This window comes from Blattabacterium cuenoti (assembly GCF_014251815.1).
Classification (GTDB): domain Bacteria; phylum Bacteroidota; class Bacteroidia; order Flavobacteriales; family Blattabacteriaceae; genus Blattabacterium; species Blattabacterium cuenoti_E.
Genome location: NZ_CP059202.1, coordinates 535651 through 556378 on the forward strand (window position 1 = coordinate 535651; position 20728 = coordinate 556378).

The 20728-nt window shown below is 24.5% G+C and carries 16 protein-coding genes, 1 tRNA gene and 1 pseudogene; 9 read left to right on the forward strand and 9 right to left on the reverse strand.

What is annotated here, in order from left to right; translation table 11 throughout:
* Window positions 1–6: 6 nt before the first annotated feature.
* The 4 genes from H0H54_RS02655 to H0H54_RS02670 all read left to right on the forward strand — a co-directional run bounded on the left by H0H54_RS02655 (window position 7) and on the right by H0H54_RS02670 (window position 4424).
* Window positions 7–765: a diadenylate cyclase gene (locus tag H0H54_RS02655; protein ID WP_238784769.1), complete on the forward strand. Its 759-nt coding sequence runs from the start codon at window positions 7–9 to the stop codon at window positions 763–765.
* 27 nt (window positions 766–792) lie between these two features.
* Window positions 793–2103 (forward strand): UDP-N-acetylmuramoyl-tripeptide--D-alanyl-D-alanine ligase, encoded by a 1311-nt coding sequence (locus tag H0H54_RS02660; protein WP_185863182.1) that lies wholly within the window; start codon window positions 793–795, stop codon window positions 2101–2103.
* A gap of 72 nt (window positions 2104–2175) precedes the next feature.
* Window positions 2176–3180, forward strand: a complete 1005-nt coding sequence (gene pdhA / locus H0H54_RS02665; RefSeq protein WP_185863183.1) for a pyruvate dehydrogenase (acetyl-transferring) E1 component subunit alpha — start codon at window positions 2176–2178, stop codon at window positions 3178–3180.
* A 47-nt stretch (window positions 3181–3227) separates the two neighbouring features.
* A complete protein-coding gene (locus H0H54_RS02670) occupies window positions 3228–4424 on the forward strand; it encodes a dihydrolipoamide acetyltransferase family protein (protein ID WP_185863184.1) in 1197 nt (398 codons plus the stop codon).
* On the opposite strand, the gene H0H54_RS02675 is transcribed toward H0H54_RS02670, so the two are convergent.
* Together H0H54_RS02675 and H0H54_RS02680 are read right to left on the reverse strand one after the other, a co-directional pair.
* Window positions 4421–5131 carry a DUF475 domain-containing protein gene (locus H0H54_RS02675; RefSeq protein ID WP_185863185.1) on the reverse strand — a complete coding sequence of 237 codons (711 nt, stop codon included), beginning with the start codon at window positions 5129–5131 and terminating at the stop codon, window positions 4421–4423. The genes H0H54_RS02670 and H0H54_RS02675 overlap by 4 nt on opposite strands.
* 2 nt (window positions 5132–5133) lie before the next feature.
* Window positions 5134–6966, reverse strand: coding sequence for an ABC transporter ATP-binding protein (locus tag H0H54_RS02680; protein ID WP_185863186.1), 1833 nt, complete (start codon window positions 6964–6966; stop codon window positions 5134–5136).
* Window positions 6967–7071: 105 nt separating this feature from the next.
* On the opposite strand from H0H54_RS02680, the gene secD reads away from it, so the two are divergent.
* Window positions 7072–9837: a protein translocase subunit SecD gene (gene secD, locus H0H54_RS02685; protein ID WP_185863187.1), complete on the forward strand. Its 2766-nt coding sequence runs from the start codon at window positions 7072–7074 to the stop codon at window positions 9835–9837.
* The gene (locus H0H54_RS02690) at window positions 9834–10091 is read left to right on the forward strand and encodes a Sec-independent protein translocase subunit TatA/TatB (RefSeq protein ID WP_022564923.1); all 258 of its coding nucleotides are present in this window, start codon (window positions 9834–9836) and stop codon (window positions 10089–10091) included. The genes secD and H0H54_RS02690 overlap by 4 nt, the downstream gene beginning before the upstream one ends.
* 8 nt (window positions 10092–10099) lie before the next feature.
* Here the strand turns inward: H0H54_RS02690 and H0H54_RS02695 are convergent, their stop codons facing one another.
* The 3 genes from H0H54_RS02695 to H0H54_RS02705 are packed head-to-tail and all read right to left on the reverse strand — an operon-like array spanning window position 10100 to window position 13875.
* Window positions 10100–12226, reverse strand: coding sequence for a SurA N-terminal domain-containing protein (locus tag H0H54_RS02695; protein WP_185863188.1), 2127 nt, complete (start codon window positions 12224–12226; stop codon window positions 10100–10102).
* Window position 12227: 1 nt separating this feature from the next.
* Window positions 12228–13493 carry a hemolysin family protein gene (locus tag H0H54_RS02700; protein ID WP_185863547.1) on the reverse strand — a complete coding sequence of 422 codons (1266 nt, stop codon included), beginning with the start codon at window positions 13491–13493 and terminating at the stop codon, window positions 12228–12230.
* Between the two features lies 1 nt (window position 13494).
* Entirely contained in the window at window positions 13495–13875 is a 381-nt protein-coding gene (locus tag H0H54_RS02705; RefSeq protein ID WP_238784770.1) for a hypothetical protein, read from the reverse strand.
* Window positions 13876–14072: 197 nt separating this feature from the next.
* On the opposite strand from H0H54_RS02705, the gene H0H54_RS02710 reads away from it, so the two are divergent.
* A tRNA-Phe gene (locus tag H0H54_RS02710) sits at window positions 14073–14145 on the forward strand.
* An 18-nt stretch (window positions 14146–14163) separates the two neighbouring features.
* On the opposite strand, the gene H0H54_RS02715 is transcribed toward H0H54_RS02710, so the two are convergent.
* Genes H0H54_RS02715 through H0H54_RS02730 form a run of 4 tightly spaced genes read right to left on the reverse strand, consistent with a single transcriptional unit; the run spans window position 14164 to window position 18937 of the window.
* Window positions 14164–14682, reverse strand: coding sequence for an OmpH family outer membrane protein (locus H0H54_RS02715; protein WP_185863189.1), 519 nt, complete (start codon window positions 14680–14682; stop codon window positions 14164–14166).
* 35 nt (window positions 14683–14717) lie between these two features.
* Window positions 14718–17246: a BamA/OMP85 family outer membrane protein gene (locus H0H54_RS02720; RefSeq protein ID WP_185863190.1), complete on the reverse strand. Its 2529-nt coding sequence runs from the start codon at window positions 17244–17246 to the stop codon at window positions 14718–14720.
* Window positions 17247–17259: 13 nt separating this feature from the next.
* Window positions 17260–17991 carry an isoprenyl transferase gene (locus tag H0H54_RS02725; protein WP_185863191.1) on the reverse strand — a complete coding sequence of 244 codons (732 nt, stop codon included), beginning with the start codon at window positions 17989–17991 and terminating at the stop codon, window positions 17260–17262.
* A gap of 58 nt (window positions 17992–18049) precedes the next feature.
* Window positions 18050–18937, reverse strand: a complete 888-nt coding sequence (locus H0H54_RS02730) for an NAD kinase (RefSeq protein ID WP_185863192.1) — start codon at window positions 18935–18937, stop codon at window positions 18050–18052.
* 108 nt (window positions 18938–19045) lie between these two features.
* On the opposite strand from H0H54_RS02730, the pseudogene H0H54_RS02735 reads away from it, so the two are divergent.
* Together H0H54_RS02735 and H0H54_RS02740 are read left to right on the forward strand one after the other, a co-directional pair.
* Window positions 19046–19986, forward strand: a pseudogene (locus H0H54_RS02735) (GHMP family kinase ATP-binding protein).
* Between the two features lie 12 nt (window positions 19987–19998).
* Window positions 19999–20721, forward strand: coding sequence for a pseudouridine synthase (locus H0H54_RS02740; RefSeq protein WP_185863193.1), 723 nt, complete (start codon window positions 19999–20001; stop codon window positions 20719–20721).
* Window positions 20722–20728: the final 7 nt, after the last annotated feature.

Below are 20728 nucleotides of genomic sequence, written 5' to 3' on the forward strand. Positions count from 1 at the left end.
TATTTATTGAAAATTTATTTCATTGATATTTTAGATATTTTTCTAGTAACCATTATATTATTTCAAGTATACAGATTGGTTTATAAAACTGCTGCTTTAAATATTTTTTATGGGATCATTGCAACTTTTATCTTCTGGAAAGTAGTAGAAATTTACAAAATGAAACTTCTTAGCATAGTTATAAGTGCTTTCTTCAAAGGAGGTTTTTTAGCTTTGATTATTGTATTTCAACCAGAAATTAGAAAATTTCTTCTCATTGTAGGAAGCAAAATTTTTTTCAAAAAATTTATATTTTCTCTTTTTAAGAAATCAGGGGTTTCTATTAAAACTGAAACTATAGATAGCATAGTAAATGCTTGTGCTATTTTTTCAGGGGATAAGACAGGAGTTTTAATTGTTATTCAATTACATCAAGATTTAAAAGAGTTTATCCAAAATGGAGATGAAATGGATGCTAAAGTTAATATTTCTATTTTAGAAAGTATTTTCTATAAAAACAGTCCATTACATGATGGAGCTGTAGTTATTACAGGAAACAGAATAATAAAAACAAGAGCGATACTTCCTGTTTCTTACAATAAAGAGATTCCATCTCGTTTGGGGTTACGACATAGAGCTGCTATTGGATTATCTGAAAAAACGGATGCTATATGTCTTGTTATATCGGAAGAAACAGGTTACATTTCTTATATAAAGGACCAAAAAAGAACTGTTATTACTAATATTAATAATTTAAAAATGAAACTTGAAGAAGATTTACTTTAATTAGTTTTTCAGAAAAAAATGTTATTTATGAATATTCAAAGTATATATCAGTTATATTCTATTTCTTCCGGAATAGAAATAAACAGTAAAAGAGTTAAAAAAGGATCTATTTTTGTAGCTTTGAAAGGAAAAAATTTTGATGGGAATCAATTCGCATATGAGGCGATTTTAAATGGAGCAATATTAGCTGTAGTCGATAACAAAAAATATGCGTTATGCAAGAAAATTATTTTTGTATATAACACATTATGTTTTCTACATGAATTAGCAATGTATCACAGATGCAGACTCCATCACATCCCTATCATAGCTATAACTGGAAGTAATGGAAAAACCACAACAAAAGAACTTATTGCAACTATTCTTTCTAAGAAATATAATAAAGTTCATTATACAAAAAATAATTTCAATAATCATATAGGAATTCCACTAACTATATTATCGATGCCTGTCGATACACAAATATCTGTAATGGAAATTGGAGCAAACCATGAAAAAGAAATAGAAAAAATGTGTTATATCATTGATCCAGATTATGGATATATTACAAATTTTGGAATAGCTCATTTAGAAGGATTTAAAAGTGTAAAAGGAATTATACGTAGTAAGTTGGAGTTATATAGTTTTTTAAGAAAAAAAAATAAAGTTGTGTTTATAAACGGAGACGATCCTATCCAATTATCTAATAGTATAGGAATGAAAAGATATATTTTTTCAGAAAAAAAAAAAAAACCGGATATAAATACGGATATAAATATTGAATATTTATGGACTAAAAATAGTCTAAAATCTATTTTATACGTTAAAAACATAAAAATTGTTTCTTCTTTAGTAGGAGATTATAATTTATATAATATAGCTTCATCTATAACTATTGGAATATATTTTAAAGTTTCTTTAAAAGAAATAAAAGAAGCAGTGGAAGAATACGTACCTAATAATTACCGTTCTCAAATTTTTATAAAAAAGAATACAAAAATTCTTGTAGATTGTTATAATGCAAATCCAACTAGTATGATAAAAGCTCTTGCTTTTTTTAACAACATACAAGGAAATAAAATTACAATATTAGGGGATATGCTAGAGCTAGGATTAGTTTCTAATAATGAACATGAGAAAATTATTTCTTTTATTATAGAAAAGAGCAACATTAACATAGCTTTTCTAATTGGGAATATTTTTTTTAATACTAAAAATACGTCTCACAAAATAAAAAAATTTATGAATAAAAAAAATTTTGTTGAGTGTATTCAAAAATATTCTATTCAAAAAATGGATTATATTCTTATTAAAGGATCTAGAAAAATTGGACTAGAAAGCCTTATTGATTTAATTTAAATTCTTTTTTTACTTGCATTTTGAATCTTAAAGATTAAATTTGTATACAATGATTTCATAAAATTTTTCTTCATGAAAAAAATCACCCCAAAAACCTACATAAAGTGGTTCAGAGATATGTATTTTTGGAGAAAATTTGAGGACAAATGCCGTTCCCTATATTTAAAACAAAAAATTAGAGGATTTTTACATTTGTATAATGGACAAGAAGCAATCCCCGCTGGATTAACTCATGCAATGGATTTATCTAAAGATAATATTATAACCGCTTACAGATGTCATATTCTTCCTATTTCTATGGGGGTTGATCCAAAAAAAATAATGGCGGAACTTTTAGGAAAAAAAACAGGAACTTCTCATGGAATGGGGGGGTCTATGCATATTTTTAGTAGAAAACACCATTTTTATGGTGGACATGGAATTGTAGGTGGACAAATCCCGTTAGGGGCTGGAATCGCTTTTGCTGATAAGTATTTTGATAGAAAAGCTGTAACTTTAACTATTATGGGTGATGGAGCTGTTAGACAAGGATCTTTACATGAAACATTTAATATGGCTATGATATGGAAACTTCCTGTTGTATTTGTATGTGAAAATAATCAATATGCTATGGGGACTTCCGTTAAAAGAAGTAGTAATATAGAGGAAATTTATGAGATAGGAAGATCTTATGGAATGCCTTCCTATCCTGTGGATGGAATGGATCCAGAGAAAATAGCACAATCTGCTTCTGCAGCTATAGAAAGAGCAAGAAAAGGAGAGGGGGCTACTTTTTTAGATATAAAAACTTATAGATATAGAGGTCATTCTATGTCTGATTCTGAGTTATATCGGAGTAAAGAAGAAATTTATTCATACAAAAAAAAAGATCCCATTTTAAAATTAAAAAGTATTATTATTCGGAATGAATGGGAAACCATAGAAAATTTAAATTTTATAGAAAATGAAGTAAAAAAAAAGGTAGAATACTGTGTTGAATTTGCAGAAAATTCAGATTTTCCTTCTTTAGAAGAAATGTATGATGTTGTTTATCATGAAAAAAATTATCCTTTTATAGATAAAGTTTTCTACTCATAAGAAACACAAACATACATAAAAAAAACATAAAAAAAACATAAAACATAATGGCAGAAATTATATCTATGCCCCAACTAAGCGATACAATGAAAGAGGGTACTGTAATAAAATGGAATAAAAAAGTAGGAGACAAAGTTTCAGAAGGGGATATTTTAGCTGAAATAGAAACAGATAAAGCGACTCAAGATTTTGAGATAGATATTAGTGGTGTTTTACTTTTTATTGGAGTTAAAGAAGGAGAAACTACACGTGTGAATGATGTGTTAGCAATTATAGGAAATGAAGGCGAAGATATAAGTCATATTATTACAAAATTACAATCCCAAAAACATAAACAAAAAAGTTTAGAATTTGAATATAAAGAAACTAAAGAAATAAAAAAAGAAATAAAAAAGGAAAACGGAAACAAAAAAATATTCATCTCTCCCGTAGCAAAAAAAATGGCTAAAAAAATAGGAGTATCCATAGATTGTATTAAAGGAAGTGGAGAATATGGAAGAATCATTAAAAGAGACATAGAGTTTTATGAAAAAACTCATATAAAGGAAAAGGAAGTGGAAAACATGAATTTTATGATTCATTCCTCTATGAGAAAAAAAATAGCAGAACATTTAAGCAAATCCAAATTTTCAGCCCCACATTATTATTTGTTTAGTGAAATAAATACGGACAAATTAATTGAATTTAGAAAAAATTTAAATAATAAACTTTCTTCAGAAAATAAAATATCATTTAATGATATTATTATAAAAGCAGTGGCTCAGTCTTTGAGAAAACATCCTGATATGAATGTATCATGGAACGATGAAAAAATCATAATACATCCACATATTCATATTGGAGTAGCTGTAGCTATAAAAGATGGATTAATAGTTCCAGTTATTAAAAATGCAGATCAAAAATCATTATCACAAATTTCAAAAGAAATTAGAGATAAAGCACTCCGTTCAAAATCAAAAAAAATACTACCAGAAGAAATAGAAAATAGTACTTTCACAGTTTCAAATTTAGGAATGTATGGAATAGAATCTTTTACTTCTATTATTAACATACCTAATACATCCATATTATCTGTAGGATCTATTATGATTCGTCCAGTTGTTAGAGATAATAGAATCGAAATAGGAAATATAATGAAAATCACATTATCTTGTGATCATAGAATTATAGACGGAACTAAAGGCAGTGAATATATTCATTCTCTTATAAATTTTTTAGAGGATCCTATCACTATATTAGTTTAATCTTTATGTGTGTTTGTTCCTTTTCTTATCCATGACAAAAAAATAGGAAATATAAATATTGAAAAAATTAATAAGGAAAATATTTTTTCAGAAAAGAAAAATAAATTAGGAACATTTTTTTTTGAAAAAAAAACGAGTTTGATTCCTAGAATAATGATCACGAAAAAAGAAGAATGTTTCAATTCGGGAAACTTTTCCATTAATTGAACAAAAAATTGCGCAATTAATCTCATTGATAAAATCCCTATACATACACCCAAAAAAATTAATATGATATTTTCTGATAAAGCAACAGAGGCAAAAATATTATCTATGGAAAAAGCTAAATCCATTGTCTCTATAATGAAAATTATTTTCCAGAAAGAATTTGGAGCTTTTTCATTTTTTGTTGATATAGATTTTTTTTTGAAAAAGAAATGATTCAATCCTACAAAAATTAAATAAATTCCTCCTAATGGTTTTAACCACCATATTTTTATTAATATAGAAGCAAATAATAGACATAGGATTCGAAAAAAATAAGCTCCAATAATTCCATATTTTATAGCTTTTTTTCTCTCTTTTTTTTTAAGATTTAGAATCATAGTGGCTAACATAGCGGCATTATCTATAGATAAAATACTTTCTATTAAAAATAAATTTCCTATAATAGAAATAGATAAAATAGGATGACGTACGATTTCTATAATATATTTTTCAATATTCATTCTTAAAAACTTTGTAGAGCAATTAACTTACTGTAAGTTCCTTTTTTTAAAATTAGAGTATTATGTTTTCCTTGTTCTATGATTTTTCCTTTTTCTAATACAATAATATGATCTGCATTTTGTATAATGGAAGAAGATAATTTCTGTGCTATTACAAGAGATGTTCTATTTTTCATCATTTTATTCAAGGCTTTTTGAACTAGAATTTCTGATTCTGTATCTAAGGAAGAAGTCGCTTCATCTAAAATCATAATTGGAGGGTCTTTAAATACAGCTCTAGCTATGCTAATTCTTTGTTTTTGTCCTAATGATAATTTATTTCCATTATATCCTATAATTGTGTCATATCCTTTTGGAAGTTTTTTTATAAAACAATGTGCATTGGCAATTTTAGCTGCTTGTATGACAGAATTTATAGATATTTTTTTTTCTGCTCCTAATGTTATATTATTGAAAACAGAATCATTAAAAAGAACTGGTTCTTGAGTGACGATTCCTAATAATTTTCTATAATCTTTAATTTTTAAATATTTTATATTAGTTCCATCTACAGTAATTTCTCCAGATGTAACATCATAAAAATTAGCTAACAAATTAGCAATAGTAGATTTTCCACTACCAGATCGACCCACTAAAACTACGGTTTCTCCTTTTTTTAAAGAAAAATTCAAATTTTGAATTAAAATAAATTTGTTGTAAGTAAATGATACGTTTCGAAATAAAATTTCATTCTTAAAATGAAAAATGGACTTATATCTAATTTTTTTGTGTGATACACATTTTGTATTCAATATTTCAACAATACGTTCTGCAGCAGCTCTTCCTTTTTGAACATTAGATATAGAATTCACTAAACTTTTCGCTGGATTAATAATTTGAAAAAATAGCCCTATAAAAGGAAAAAGTATTTCTGGAGCCATTTCTTTTTTTTCCAAAAAAAGTTTCCCTCCATACCAAATGATTAAAATCATTGTAATTGAACCTAAAAATTCGCTCATAGGAGAAGCCAATTCTTTTTTTCTATTAACACGAGCAGATAGTATTTTTTGATAATCAGATACTTGTTCAAAACGTTTTTGCATTTGATTTTCAGCATTGAAAATATTGATAATCTTGATAGAATTTAAAGTTTCTTCTATAACAGAAAATAATTTTCCTAATTGATTTTGAGCACCTCTTGCATCTTTTTTTAAACTATTTCCTATAATAGATAAAAAAGCTCCCATTAAAGGGAGCAATAAAAAAGCAAATAACGTTAGTTGATAACTCATCAGAAATAAGGTCATAAAATGAAATATGACCATAATAGGAGAACTAATTAAATTAGCTAAAGAACTAACAATAGATACCTCTATTTCATTGACATCATTAGATAATCTAGACATTAGATCCCCATTTTTTTTATTAGAAAAAAAAATTATTGGTAAAGAAAGTATTTTTTTGTGAAAATCATTTCGAATATTTCGAACTATAGAAGTTTTGATTCCTATTAAAAAATATTCTGCCAAGTATCGAAAAACATTTCGAATTAAAAAAAGTAAAATGATAAAAATACAAAATATCGCTAAAGTGTTTATCTTCCCATATTTATTTGATAGTACCTTTACGTAATCATGAAAATATTTCGTAATGAAGTCAAAAGATACATTGAAAGAATTTAAAAATGTTGGTTTATTTTTGTATTTAGAAGATTGAAGTAAAATACTCAATACAGGGGAAATAGATATTATAGATATAACAGAAAATAAAGAATATAAAAAATTACATAATATATTAAATACATAATGATATTTGTAAGGTTTTGAATAAGATAAAATTTTTTTAAGTGCATTCATTTAATTTTCTTAATCCCAATATATACAAGGAATAAAGATAGACATAAAAATTTTTAATTAATAAAATAATATCTCATAATTATTTATGTAAATCGATAAAATAAAATGCGTATAAGAAATTTTTTTACGATTTTTGTAACCATAATACTGACTACAATTTGTTTATATTATATATTATCCAGTATTGATATTAAAAATTACACATTAACATTAAAAAAAAATAATAAAAAAACTTTAAATCTAGGATTAGATTTAAAAGGAGGAATTAGTATGATTTTAGATATCTCTGAAAGAGATTTGTTGAGAAAATTTTCTGATAATTCTCAAAATTTTATTTTTTTAAAAGCATTGCAAAATGCAGATGATAAAAAAAAAGAAAATCCCAATATAGATTATTTGTCATTTTTTATAAATTCTTTTAATAAAGAGGTAAAAAATAAAAAATTAAATATTAATTTATCTTCTCCTAACTTATTTGGAAATAAATCAAATTCCGAAGATATTCATCCTAATAGTTCTGATTTTGAAGTCGAAAAATTTCTAAGAAAAAAAATAGAATCATCTATAATTTCTATTCAAAATATTCTTAGATCTAGAATAGATAGATTTGGAATCAAACAACCAAATATACAAAGAATTAAAAATTCTAACCGAATTTTAATAGAATTGTCCGGATCCGGTATAAAAAATATGGATAGGATAAAAAATATTTTAGAAAAAAAAGCTGAATTAAATTTTTTTGAAACTTATAGTTTTCAAGAAATTGTTCCATATTTTAATACGATAGATAAATTTTTTGATAAAAACCATTTTAAAAAATCTATCATAGATATCTTGAATATTTCACTTATTAAATCTTCACATATGGTTGGATTAGTTCATGTCAAATATGAAAAAATTATTTCCAATTTTTTAAATTCTACGGAAGCGAAAAATTGTTTACCATATCATTTACATGATGTGAAATTTATGTGGGGATATAAAAATTTAAATAATTTTTTACAATTATTTGCTGTTAAAATAAATGATGAAGACGAAGAAACATCTTTAAATGGAAATATGGTAACTCATGCCTACAAATCTTTTGGCCCTTTAAATGAAATATCTATAAATATAAAAATGAATGAAGAAGGATCTAAAAAATGGAAAATATTTACAGAAAAAAATATGGGAAAAAGCGTAGCAATAGTGCTTGATAATTTAGTATATGCAGTTCCTGTGGTAAAATCGATCATTTCAAATGGGATGTCTCAAATATATGGAAATTTTTCAACACAAGAATCTAATGACTTAATCAATATATTGAATACAGGGGAATTACCTACTTCTGTAAAAATTGTTCAAACAGATGTGATAGGGCCTTATTTAGGAAAGGAATCTATTCGAAGGGGGGTAATATCTTTTTTAATCGCCTTATCTTTTATATTTGTTTGGATGTTTTTTTACTATTCTATTCCAGGATTATATGCTGGTATTGTCCTATTTTTTAATATAATATTCATTTTAGGTATTCTTATTTCTATGAATGCAGTATTGACCTTTCCTGGTATTGCAGGGATTATATTAACATTAGCAATGTCAATGGATGCTAGTATTCTGATTTATGAGAAAATTAAAGAAAATATAAAAAATAAAGTTTTCATTTTAACATCTATTCATAATAGTTACTCATTACAAGGCGCTTTATCATCTATTATAGATGGACAAATCACTACTTTATTATGCGGAATCATTTTATTTTATTTTGGGGTCGGACCCATACGAGGTTTTTCTACTACCTTAATTATTGGAATTTTGATATCTATGTTTACTTCCATTTGTTTAGGAAGATTATTTTTAGAATGGCATTTAAAGAAATATAAAAAAATTATTTTTAGAAAAAAAATATTAATTCCTGTTTTGAATACAATTCAAAATATACAATATGATTTTTTATCCAAAAGAAAATGGGTCTATATGATTTCTTGTCTCATTATAATTATCAGCATATTTTCTTTTTTATTCAAGGGATTTAATTTTGGTTTAGATTTTGTTGGAGGTCGTTCTTATGTAATTCTTTTTGATCGAAAAATATTTCCAGAAAAAATTTCTGAAATTTTATCAAAAACATTTCCAGAAAACGGAAAACCTTCTTTCCCTAGAGTACAAACATTTGGATCCGATAATCAACTTAAAATAGTTACTAAATATAAAATATATAAAGAAAACGACCAAGTAGACGAAATGATTTTAAAAAAAATGTTTACAGCTTTAAAAGCCTTTTTACCTATAAATTTTTATGAATTTAAAAATATAAAAAAAAATAAATCGTTAGGGATTTTATCTATAGAGAAAATAGGCCCTTTAGTAGCTAGGAACATGATTTATAAATCTTTTATTTCTATCATTATTTCTTTAATAGGAATTTTTACATATATCTTTATAAGATTCAAAAAATGGCAATTTGGATTAGGAGCAATAATCTCTTTAATTCATGATTCAATTATTGTACTTGGAATATTTTCTTTTTTTCACGAAAAATTTCCTATTCTAGAAATAGATCAAACTTTTATAGCTGCTTTATTAACAATTATAGGCTATTCCATAAATGATACCGTAATAGTTTATGATAAAATTAGACAAATTTCAAAAAAAACATCTATCACGATGAAAGAAACCATAAACAAAGGGATTTGTAGCTCTCTTACCAGAACTATAAATACTTCTTTTATTACTTTATTAGTAATTTCTATCATTTTTTTATTTGGAGGAAAAGTTCTTCATAGTTTTATGTTGGCTTTATTTATTGGAATTAGTGTTGGTACTTATTCCTCTATATTTATAGCTCCATCTATAGTATATGATTTTGTAAAAAAAAATATGAAAGAATGAGTAATTTTTTATTTATTAGTATAGAAGAAAGTTTTTTTATCATTTTTATAGCTATACTTGTTTTTGGTCCTAAAAAAATACCAGATATAGCTCGTGGATTAGGAGAAGGAATACGGTATTTAAAAAACGCCAAAACAAAAATTAAAAATGAGATTATTAAAAATAATATAGATCAATCTATAAAAAAAAAAGATAATCATAATCATAAAGAAAAAAAATACATACCTCCTTATTCTATAAAACGAAATAATTAGAAAAAATATTATATATTTTTTCTATGATCTTTAATATTAGATTTTTCAATTAATACATCTCCTATTTTTTCTAAAACATTTTTTCTTAAGTGTGTGTTTAAAGATTCCATTTCATCGGAAAAATATGAAAGTTTTTTATATGTATTAAAACGTTTTAGTGGTCTTATGAAAAAAACCCCTTTCTCTCCTAATATTGGTTTAGAAGTTTTATGTAATTTTGAGGAAAAAGCATATCCCACTACTTTAGGTTCTTGATAGGTTCCAATCATAGACTGATAAAAATTTATTTTATGATATTTATTTATTTTTATAGAAAAACGTGAAGCTATTTCTTCCAAACTTACATATTTATTGTTAATTATATTAGATAAATAGTAATCAATTTTTTTATTAATGAGTAAAGGGACTATATTTTTTTTTATTTCTTCAATAGGATATCCATTTTTTTGAATTTTAGATAAAAATACTATGATATAATCTTTATTTGAAGTGGAAAAAATTTTAGTATCTCCCTCTTTTCTGTCTTTTTCATAAGACCAATTTATAATTTCTTTATCTAATTCTGTATTTAAATCGTCAATATTCCATTGACTCCTTTTTATTTCCTTTAAAAAAATAGTTTCATATCTTTTTTTCCTGGCATTATTGATAAATACATTCAAACTTGAATTCTTATTTTCCTTCAAAAACTGAACAGTTTTTCGATAAAGTAAATCTTCCGTTTTTTTTGATGGAGTAAGCGTTTTTACTATTATAGCGAATTGATAAACAGGTTTTATGTCTTTTATATTGTCAATTCTAATAATGTGATAACCAAATTTAGTCTCAGATAAACCTATTGTTCCTTTTTTATTTTTTGAAGAAAAAAAATCAAATTCCCCCTTATTTCCCTTAAATATTTCATTTTGATCATCATATTTTATCCATCCTAAATTTCCTTGATTTTTTTTCGAAGTTCTGATATCATCAGATTTTTTTATGACTAATGAATTAAACTGATTAGGATTTTTTTTAACAATCTCATATATTGTTTTTGCTATCTTTTCAGCATCTTTCTTCGTTCTATTATTAGAAAAACGCACAGAATCTTTATGAGAAATCAATATATGACTGGATAAAACAGAATGATATATCATTTTTTTTCCAGTTATTTTAGCCATAACATAAATATTGTTTTCCTTAACAGGCCCAAACATATCCCCCACTTGATTGTTTTTATCCACAAAATGTTGCAAAACAACAGGAATATCTTTTTTTAAATAAAAATTCGAATCAAAAGGTTTTTCAGATTGATTAGAAACAATTATAGAATTATGATTGGAAAATTTCAATTTTTGAAACAATTTTTTCATTTTGAAATCCATGTTTTTTTCATCATCCAATGATGGATAAGAACGAAAAATTACAAAACTAAGATTTCTTAAATTTTCTTTTTTGTAAAGAAATTTGTTTTTTTTAATGAAATCACGAATTTCATTACTTTTTATTTTATAATATTTTTTTTTTATTTCTGAATAAGGAATAAATATATAATCAATTATAGAAAATAAATTTTTATCTTTATAGTTCAATTTTGCTTCTACAAAGGATGTATTTAATCCATACATCAACATTTCTACATATTTTTTTGCAACAATTCTTTTTGAAATACTATTTTTTTCATAAGACCAAATATTTTTTTCTTCTTCTACTTGAGGAGTAGAAGGTAATTTTTCCAAATTTTTTAAATAAAATTTAAATTTATCCATATTCATTTTTCCTTTATCATCTTGAAAATCAATGATTTTACTATATATCGATTGCTTTTCTATTGCTTTCCAAAAATCTACTTTGGTACTTTGTATTCCTAATTTTTTAGCTTCTTGGTTTAATACTTTTTCATGAACTAATAATTTCCAAGCGTCATTCTTTAAATAATGATCAGGTTCATCTTCCCGAAATCGTTTCAGAAATTGAAAACAATCCACATATTCTTTTATAAGAATGTTCTCTCCATTTACTTTTCCAATAATAGTGGAATTTTCAGTAAAGAACCTCAATATCATGTTAGGATCTAATACAAAAAATATCAAAGATACGCTTATAAAAAAGAAAACTAACCATGTATTTTTTCTGATTTTTTCTAAAAAATTCATTTTAAAATTTTTTTTTAAGAAAAACTTCTTCTATTTTATTTTTAGACACTTTTTTAATTTCAATAAAAAAATTTTGATTTATGATAATTTTGTCTCCATTTTTTGGAATATCTCCTATATGAGCAACAATCAACCCACCTAAAGTTTCATATTTATCCGATTTAGGAAGGTCCAGATTGTATTTTGCATTAATAAAATCAATTTCTAAACGGGCAGAAAACAAAAATTCATAATCATTTAATTTATTATCCAGTAATAAATTTTCATCATGTTCATCTTTAATATCTCCAATAAATTCTTCTAAAATATCTTCTATAGTTATCATCCCTGCAGTTCCCCCATACTCATCTAATACTATAGCAATACTTATTTTTTTTTTAATTAAAAGATCCATGATTTCTCTAATAGGCGTAGTCACATAAACTAATTCTACGGATCTAATTATAGATTCAATATTTTGGGGTTTCTTTAGTAATTCTAAATAATGAATATAACCTATAATATTATCTATATTATTTTTATAAATAACTATTTTAGATAAGCCGCTTTCAGTGAAAATATTTCGAATATTATCTATAGAAGAAAATACTAGATTAGAAGAAACGATCTCCTTTCTAGGAATCATACATTCTCGTGCTTTTTTTTCAGAAAAATTCAAAGCTTTATGAAAAATTTCAATTTCAGATTCCACAATCTCTTTTCCTTTTATATTTTTTCCTATATTTTCTGACAAAAAGTAAATCAAATCTTCTTTGTCAAAAATTTTTTTTTTTTCATTTTTTTGTTCTCCTAAAATTTTTAAAAAAATATTAGAAATACAAATAATCAAGTTTGTAATAGGAGAAAATATCTTATATATTACATATGCAGGTAGAATGAATAAGCTTAATAATTCATTTGAATAAACACTAAATATTATTTTTGGAATAAATTCTCCAACAATTAAAATAATAGTTGCAGAAAAAACTGTTTCTAGAAAAAACATCCATAAAGAATTATCTGAAAATTCTTTTGGAAAAAGAAATAAAAATAATTTCCCCATATAAATACCATATATAACTAAGGATATTGTATTTCCAATTACCATTGTTGTGATAAATTTTTTAGAATTACTAATACTTTTTGATAGGATTTTAGAATGAAAAGATCCTTTTTCTTTTTCTATCTCTATTTGAAATAAACTAGAAGAAATTAAAGCCATCTCCATACCAGAAAAAAAAGCAGAAACAAATATAGTGACAAAAACTATACTTGTATAAAAAATTATATTATTTAACAGGCAAAGTCCCACTAATATTTTTTAATCTAATTTCTTTTAAATCTTCGGTCGCTTCTATTCCATTCGTTGCGTACAGTATAATTTTATCTTTTTTATCTGAATGAAATGTAATTTTTGTATATTTTTTATTAAATATTCTTTTATCTTTTCTGTCCCAGAAAATCTCCTCAGTTTTCAAAAAAAACCCTTTTGGATTCATAATTTTTATATCTCCTTTAATGTGATAAAATATTTTATTAATTGATTTTACCCAATCAGCACTAAGATAAATATATTTATTAGTATTTTTATTATCATAAATGAATAAATTAAAACCATTTGGAAATAAAGTATAAGAAGCATATTCTTTAATAACAGGAGAATAAATCATAAATTTTAATATCCCTTTTTCTTTATATAAAAAACTTGTTTTAATAAAGATATTTTTCGGTATTTCTTTTTTATTATTTTTGATTATTATTAATGGCTCTTTATTTACACAAGAAAATATAAAAAAAAATACCGAAAAAATATAATAACGAAATTTATGACTGATTATTTTATTGTATTTTTGTTTATGTTCTTTTTGGTATCTTAGCTCAGTAGGTAGAGCAAAGGACTGAAAATCCTTGTGTCCCCGGTTCGATTCCGGGAGATACCACTATCACTTATCACTATATTATTTTAATCCTAGTTCTTTTTTAACTGCTTCTGTTATGTCTTCTCCTTTATTTACTAAAATGCCTTTTCCGGGGCTGCAATCATCTACTCTTATAATATCTTTGTCTTTATCTATTACTTTATGAATTGCCTTTTCTATTTTCTTATATATAGGATTCAGTAGTTGATTTTGTTTTTTCGTTAAATCATCTGCAGCTGTTTTTTGGTAAGCATGAGCTCTTGCTTGTAAAATTTCTAGCTCTTTCTTAAGAATAGGATTTCTATTTTTTTTAAATTTTTCTGCTTTTTTATGAAATTCTTTTGCTAATTTATCTAATATATTTTCATGAATTTTACTAATTCTGTATAATTCATTTTGAACAATAGAAAACTCTGGCATTTTTTCTATCAAAGACATACTATTAAGACAAACTATTTTTTTATGACATTCATTGTAATTTTTCCGATCTTGAGAATATGAATAATATCCAAATAGAAATATAAATAATATAAAATAAAAAATTGTATTTTTTTTCATATGATTCTTTTTTTTTGTGTTTTATTTGTATTGTTTTACAAATCTTTTCCTATTACAAAATGTGTTTTCCACTTTGATTTATTAAAACCATGAACCAGATCACGATCCATAGGATAACCCCAATCCATGCCTAAAAAACCTATTGGAGACCAAAACAAACGAACTCCAAATCCAAAAGATTTATTCATAATTATTGGATTAAATTTTTTATAAGAATCACTAATATTTCCTCCTTCTATAAAACATGTTGTCCAAATTTTTAAACTTGATAAGTTTTTAATTAAATAACGCATTTCTAATACAAGCTTATCATAAATTATTCCTCCATTATTTGGTATTTTATCTTTATAAGAATATCCTCTTAATGGAATGTGATCTTTATTATATAATTTTAATCCTAATAAATTATTAGGCACTCCACCCATATAAAATTTTTGAAATGAAAATAATTCTACTGAATTATCATATAGCCCTAAATAACCTAATTCTCCTCCTGCTTTTAATATCATGTTATCTATAATTTTTTTATACCAAAAAAAAATTACTTTTAATTTAAAATACTCCATCCATTCTTTATCTCTATTATTTTTAATAATTACGGAATATGGAAGAGAAAAAAGACTATCGAATTGTATTTTAGATCCTTGAAAAGGAAAAATTATATTGGGTTTTGTTGAGTCTCTCTGAAACGAAATTAAGTAAGTGAGATTGTTAAATTTTCGTTTTTTATGAGAAAAATCTTCTTCTTGATAAAGAAATTTTTCGTAATCTATAGATGTAAAAATTTTTGAATAAGGATCTAAGAAAGTTAAAAGCTTATTCAAATCAATAGAAATATTGATTTTCTCTAAAAATTTCTTTTTTTCATGTGATATTTGAGTGTTTTTATATATTTGAGATAAGAAATATAAATCCTCTTCATTTTCATTTTCAATTTTCTTTATTGAATACTGACTCTTAAAAGTCATAGAAGTAGGATGGTTCCTTTCTATCCAAGGTTCTGTGAAAGAAAAACCATAAGATGTAAAATCTTTTCCTAACTGACTATGAACAACCAATTTTTGTCCATCTCCTTGAGGGATGGGATTCCACAAATTCCAATTAAAAACATTTTTAATAGAAAAATTTCTCAAACTTAACTTAAAAGTTCCAATAATTTTTCTAAAATTTTTTCCACCAAATCCTCCATGAAATTGAAATTCATTAGTATTTTGTTCTACAATATGCCATTCTATGTTTATTAATCCATTTTCTTTATTGGGTTTAATTTCATAATAGACTTTCTTAAAAAGATTTAAATTTTCTAAATTTAATAAACTGTGTTTTATTTTCTTAGTAGAGAATAGATCTCCTGGATAGGTTTTTAATTCTCTTCTTATGACATGATCTTTAGTTATAGAATTTCCTGATATGATAACTTTATTTACATATACAGGTTGATTCTCTTCTATTTTTATTTCCAAATCCACTCTATTATCAAGAACCCTTTTTTCTGTAAAAGTAATATTAACAAACAAATGTCCTAAATCAAAATAAACATCTAAAATACTATTAGAAGGATTGAAAATATTTTTTTTAATTCCTATTTGATTATATATGTCTCCTTTCTTATAAAAGAAAATTTTATTTAAAAAATCTGTTTTTATTTTTTTATTTCCTAATATACTAACATCTCCTAAATAGTATTTTTTACCTTCTACAATTTTTATCTTGATTCCATAATTTCCAGATTTTTTTTTACATATGGAATCTAAAAACACTTGAACATCAAGAAATCCAATAGATTTATATTTATTGACAATATTTTTTAAATCTTTCTTTATATTTTCCTGAACAAAAATAGGTTTTTGGATTCTAGAAATTATAGAATAAAAATACTTTTTTGTTATCCCCATTAATTCAAGTAATTCTTGGTCTTGTATTGATTGATTCCCGTCAAATAATATTTCTTCTATTCCAATTTTTTTTCCTTTATTTACATATAAACATAATATGTTTTTTTTATCGTGATCTTTGTAAATTTCACTTTTTATATCAATTTCATGATATCCTTTTTTTGTATAATATTCTTGCACATCATTTTTTATAGTTTGAATTAAATCTCCAGAAATTTTATCTCCAATTCTTATTTTTTTTATATTAGGAAACTCATCTTTTTTAATTCCTTTTATTTTTATTTCATGAATTTCTTCCAAATCTTCCAATTCGAAAAATAAATCAATTTCATTTTTATACACATTCTTTTTATAAATAGATATCTTTCTAAAAAGATTACTTTTCCACAATTTTCTTATAGCATTATCCGTTTTTACTCCATGAGCATCAACTAATTCTCCAGGAAAAATTCCTGAAAATTCAGAAATAAAAGGGACATCATATTTTGTTTTTCCTATGACATGTATTTTTCTTATAATGAAAGAAACATATTGATTCTGTTTGTTGTTATAATTGTTTACAAAATAATTTTCATTATCACTATTCATAGAAAATGAATATCCTTGTTGTATTGGCATTATTATTATGAATAAATAAAAAATGCTGTTTATAAAAATATTTTTTTTCATGATTGCAAAAAAATTATTCAATTTTTCCAAAACGACGTTTTCTTTTTTGATAATTTACTATAGCTTCGAAAAAATCTTTTTTACGAAAATCCGGCCATAAAATATTTGTGAAATATAGTTCTGCATAAGCGGATTGCCAAAGTAAAAAATTACTTATCCGTTGTTCTCCGCTTGTTCTAATAATTAAATCTACATCTGGTAAATTTTTTGTATACAAATGATTTTGAAAAAAAGAATAATCTACATCTTTTATGGAAAACAAACCGCTGCATACTTTTTTAGCAATATTTTTTGTTGCTCTTAAAATTTCTTCTCTAGCGCTATAACTCAAAGCTAAAATTAAAGTTACAGATGTATTATGTTTTGTTTTCTTTGTGAAGAAGTACAATTCCTTTTGAATCATTTCAGAAAATCTTTCTATTTCTCCTATGATAAGAATCTTCACGTTTTTTTCATGGATTTCTTCCAAATTAATTTTTAAATTAGTATGAAACAAACGCATTAAATCATCTATTTCTTGTTTAGGCCTATTCCAATTTTCTGAAGAAAACACATACAAAGTGATATAAGGAATTCCTAATTCTTTACACCCGTCTATAGTATCTCTTACAGATTGTATAGCTTTTTCATGACCAAATGTTCTCATTTTTCCTCTTTTTTCAGCCCAACGTCCATTTCCATCCATAATAATTGCTACATGATGAGGGATATTATTATAATCTATTTTTTCTAAAATTTTTTCCATAAAAATCATAAATACATCTGTTACAAATATATAAATAAAAAATCAAGATTTTTTATATTCAATTTCGTTGATCCATTCCCCATAAAAGTTTTTCTCTCAATGTTTTGTAATATGTATTTTTTTCTTCTTGAAGAAGATATATGTAAAAAGGAGCTTTCTGAATATATAATTCATTATCCTGATTCAAAGAAGTTAGCCTTGTATCCACAGATAAAGAATAAGATTTTACACGACTATGTATTTTTAAATAAACCTTTTTATCATCCGATATGATTAATGGCCGTGAAAATAAGTTATGTGGAGATATAGGTGTTAAAACAAAATTTTTATTTTCAGGACTAATAATAGGACCTCCACAACTTAGAGAATATCCTGTAGACCCAGTAGGAGTAGAAATAATCAATCCATCAGCCCAATAAGAAGTCAAAAATTCATTATCTATATAGGCATCTATAGTGATCATAGAAACCGTTTCTTTTCTTAAAATAACGATTTCATTCAAGGCAAAATTAAAAAATTTATGATGATTCGTTATAGAAGTTTTTAAGGATAATAAACTTCTAGGCATTATATGAAGTTTCCTACTAAAAATTTTATCTATTTTTTTTATGAATACATCTTTATTAAAAGTAGCTAAGAAACCTAAATTTCCTGTATTCACTCCAACTATGGGGATGCCAGAATCTCTGATTAATGTAATGGCTGATAAAATGGTCCCATCACCTCCAAAAGTAAACATTAAACTGAAATCTTTAGTAGTTAATTCTTTATAATGAGAAAAAACGGGAAAATCTAAATATTTGAATTCTTCAAAAGAAGACAAAATACGTAAAAATGATTTTTCAATATGTATTTCTATTGAATGATTAGATGCATAGCCTATGAAATGATTAAAATATGGTATATTTTTTTTGCAAAATTTTTGTCCATATACGGCTATTTTCATTTTAAAATTTTCTTTAATTAAAAAATTTACGAAATTTTTGTTTGATTATATTTGATCAAATTAAATAAAGAATTAAATTTGTGTTTTTTTAAAAAAACAAAGCATAAAATGAAAAAAACTTTGTTTCCTGCAAAAATACTACTGTTTGGAGAATATGGCGTTTTGAAAAATTCGAGTGGCCTTTCTATCCCTCATAACATTTATAAAGGCGCTTTAAAGCTCCCTTGTAAATTCAATAAATATAAAAAATATAAAGATATTTTATGTTCCAATTATCAAATTGGAAAATTTTATGATTTTTTGTCTATTTTAGAAAAAAAAAACGAATATTAACGAAATTAGATTTAAAAAAATTACATAAAGATATACAAAGGGGGGTATTTTTTCATTCGAATATTCCTAAGAGATATGGAGTAGGAAGTTCTGGAGCATTAGTAGCTGCTATTTATGACAAATACACAAAAAATAAATTACAGGGGGCTTTTAAAGAAGAAATTGTAATATTAAAAAATATATTTAGCCAAATGGAGTCTTTTTTTCATGGGAAAAGTTCTGGAATAGATCCTTTAATTTGTTATTTAAATCAACCTTTACTTATTAGATCTAAAACTAATATTTCTATCACAAGCATTCCCAAAAAAAATCAAGGAGAAGGGGCTATTTTTTTATTAAATTCTGGAATACCAAGAAAAACTGATTTTATGATCCAATTCTTTTTGAAAAAATTAAAACATGATAATTTCAAAAAAATTTTTTCTTCAGAATTCATAAAATATAATGAAAAATGTATTGAAGCTTTTTTAAAAGAAGATTTTAAAATCTTGTTAAAAAATGTTAAACTGTTATCTGTTTGGGTTTTTAATCATTTTCGTCCCATGATTTCTAAAAATTTTTGGAAAATATGGGAAAATGGAATATTCAGTAATATCTATTATTTAAAATTGTGTGGATCTGGAGGTGGAGGCTTTATTTTAGGTTTTACATCAAATTATGAATTATCCAGAAAAAAATTAAAAAAATATGCAACGGAAGTTCTTTTTCGTTTTTAATTTCATTTTTTTATGCATCATAATAATAAAATTAAAATTAGATTAAATCATTACTTGGCACATGCAGGAATATCTTCTAGAAGAGGAGCAGATAAACTTATTCAATCTGGGGCAATAGAAGTAAATGGAAAACCTGTTTTAAAATTAGGAACTATTATCAGTACAAATGATATTGTTAAATTTAATGGATCTAAAATTAGATATAAAAATAAGATTTATATCCTTCTCAATAAACCTAAAGGTTTTATTACTACTACACGAGATCAATTTAACAGAAAAACAGTAATGAATCTAATTCCTTCTATATCTGAGTATAGAGTTTTTCCTGTAGGAAGATTAGATCGTTCTACCACAGGGGTTTTGCTTATAACAAATGATGGATACATGGCAGAAAAACTGACTCATCCTAAATATCATATCAAAAAAATATATCATGTATCATTAAATAAAGAAATAAGAAATGAAGATTTAGATAGAATAAGACAAGGAAAAATTTATCTGAAAGAAGGGAAAGTAAAAGTTATTTTTGTGAATAAAAAAAATGCCAGAAATCAAGTAGAAATTGGATTATATATAGGATGGAATCGAGTCATTAAACGAATATTCAAAAAACTAAATTATCAAGTTGTTCGATTAGATCGTATTAATTTCGGAGGACTTTCCAAAAGAAATATTAAAATAGGAAACTGGTGTTTTTTGAGTAAAAAAGAAATAGAAAACATTATCAAATATTAAAATTATT

Coding starts and splice junctions, on each gene's coding strand:
- H0H54_RS02660 (WP_185863182.1), top strand. CDS start 793: ATGAATATTCAAAGTATATATCAGTTATATTCTATTTCTTCCGGAATA.
- pdhA (WP_185863183.1), top strand. CDS start 2,176: ATGAAAAAAATCACCCCAAAAACCTACATAAAGTGGTTCAGAGATATG.
- H0H54_RS02670 (WP_185863184.1), top strand. CDS start 3,228: ATGGCAGAAATTATATCTATGCCCCAACTAAGCGATACAATGAAAGAG.
- H0H54_RS02675 (WP_185863185.1), bottom strand. CDS start 5,131: ATGAATATTGAAAAATATATTATAGAAATCGTACGTCATCCTATTTTA.
- H0H54_RS02680 (WP_185863186.1), bottom strand. CDS start 6,966: ATGAATGCACTTAAAAAAATTTTATCTTATTCAAAACCTTACAAATAT.
- secD (WP_185863187.1), top strand. CDS start 7,072: ATGCGTATAAGAAATTTTTTTACGATTTTTGTAACCATAATACTGACT.
- H0H54_RS02690 (WP_022564923.1), top strand. CDS start 9,834: ATGAGTAATTTTTTATTTATTAGTATAGAAGAAAGTTTTTTTATCATT.
- H0H54_RS02695 (WP_185863188.1), bottom strand. CDS start 12,226: ATGAATTTTTTAGAAAAAATCAGAAAAAATACATGGTTAGTTTTCTTT.
- H0H54_RS02705 (WP_238784770.1), bottom strand. CDS start 13,875: ATGATTTATTCTCCTGTTATTAAAGAATATGCTTCTTATACTTTATTT.
- H0H54_RS02715 (WP_185863189.1), bottom strand. CDS start 14,682: ATGAAAAAAAATACAATTTTTTATTTTATATTATTTATATTTCTATTT.
- H0H54_RS02720 (WP_185863190.1), bottom strand. CDS start 17,246: ATGAAAAAAAATATTTTTATAAACAGCATTTTTTATTTATTCATAATA.
- H0H54_RS02725 (WP_185863191.1), bottom strand. CDS start 17,991: ATGGAAAAAATTTTAGAAAAAATAGATTATAATAATATCCCTCATCAT.
- H0H54_RS02730 (WP_185863192.1), bottom strand. CDS start 18,937: ATGAAAATAGCCGTATATGGACAAAAATTTTGCAAAAAAAATATACCA.
- H0H54_RS02740 (WP_185863193.1), top strand. CDS start 19,999: ATGCATCATAATAATAAAATTAAAATTAGATTAAATCATTACTTGGCA.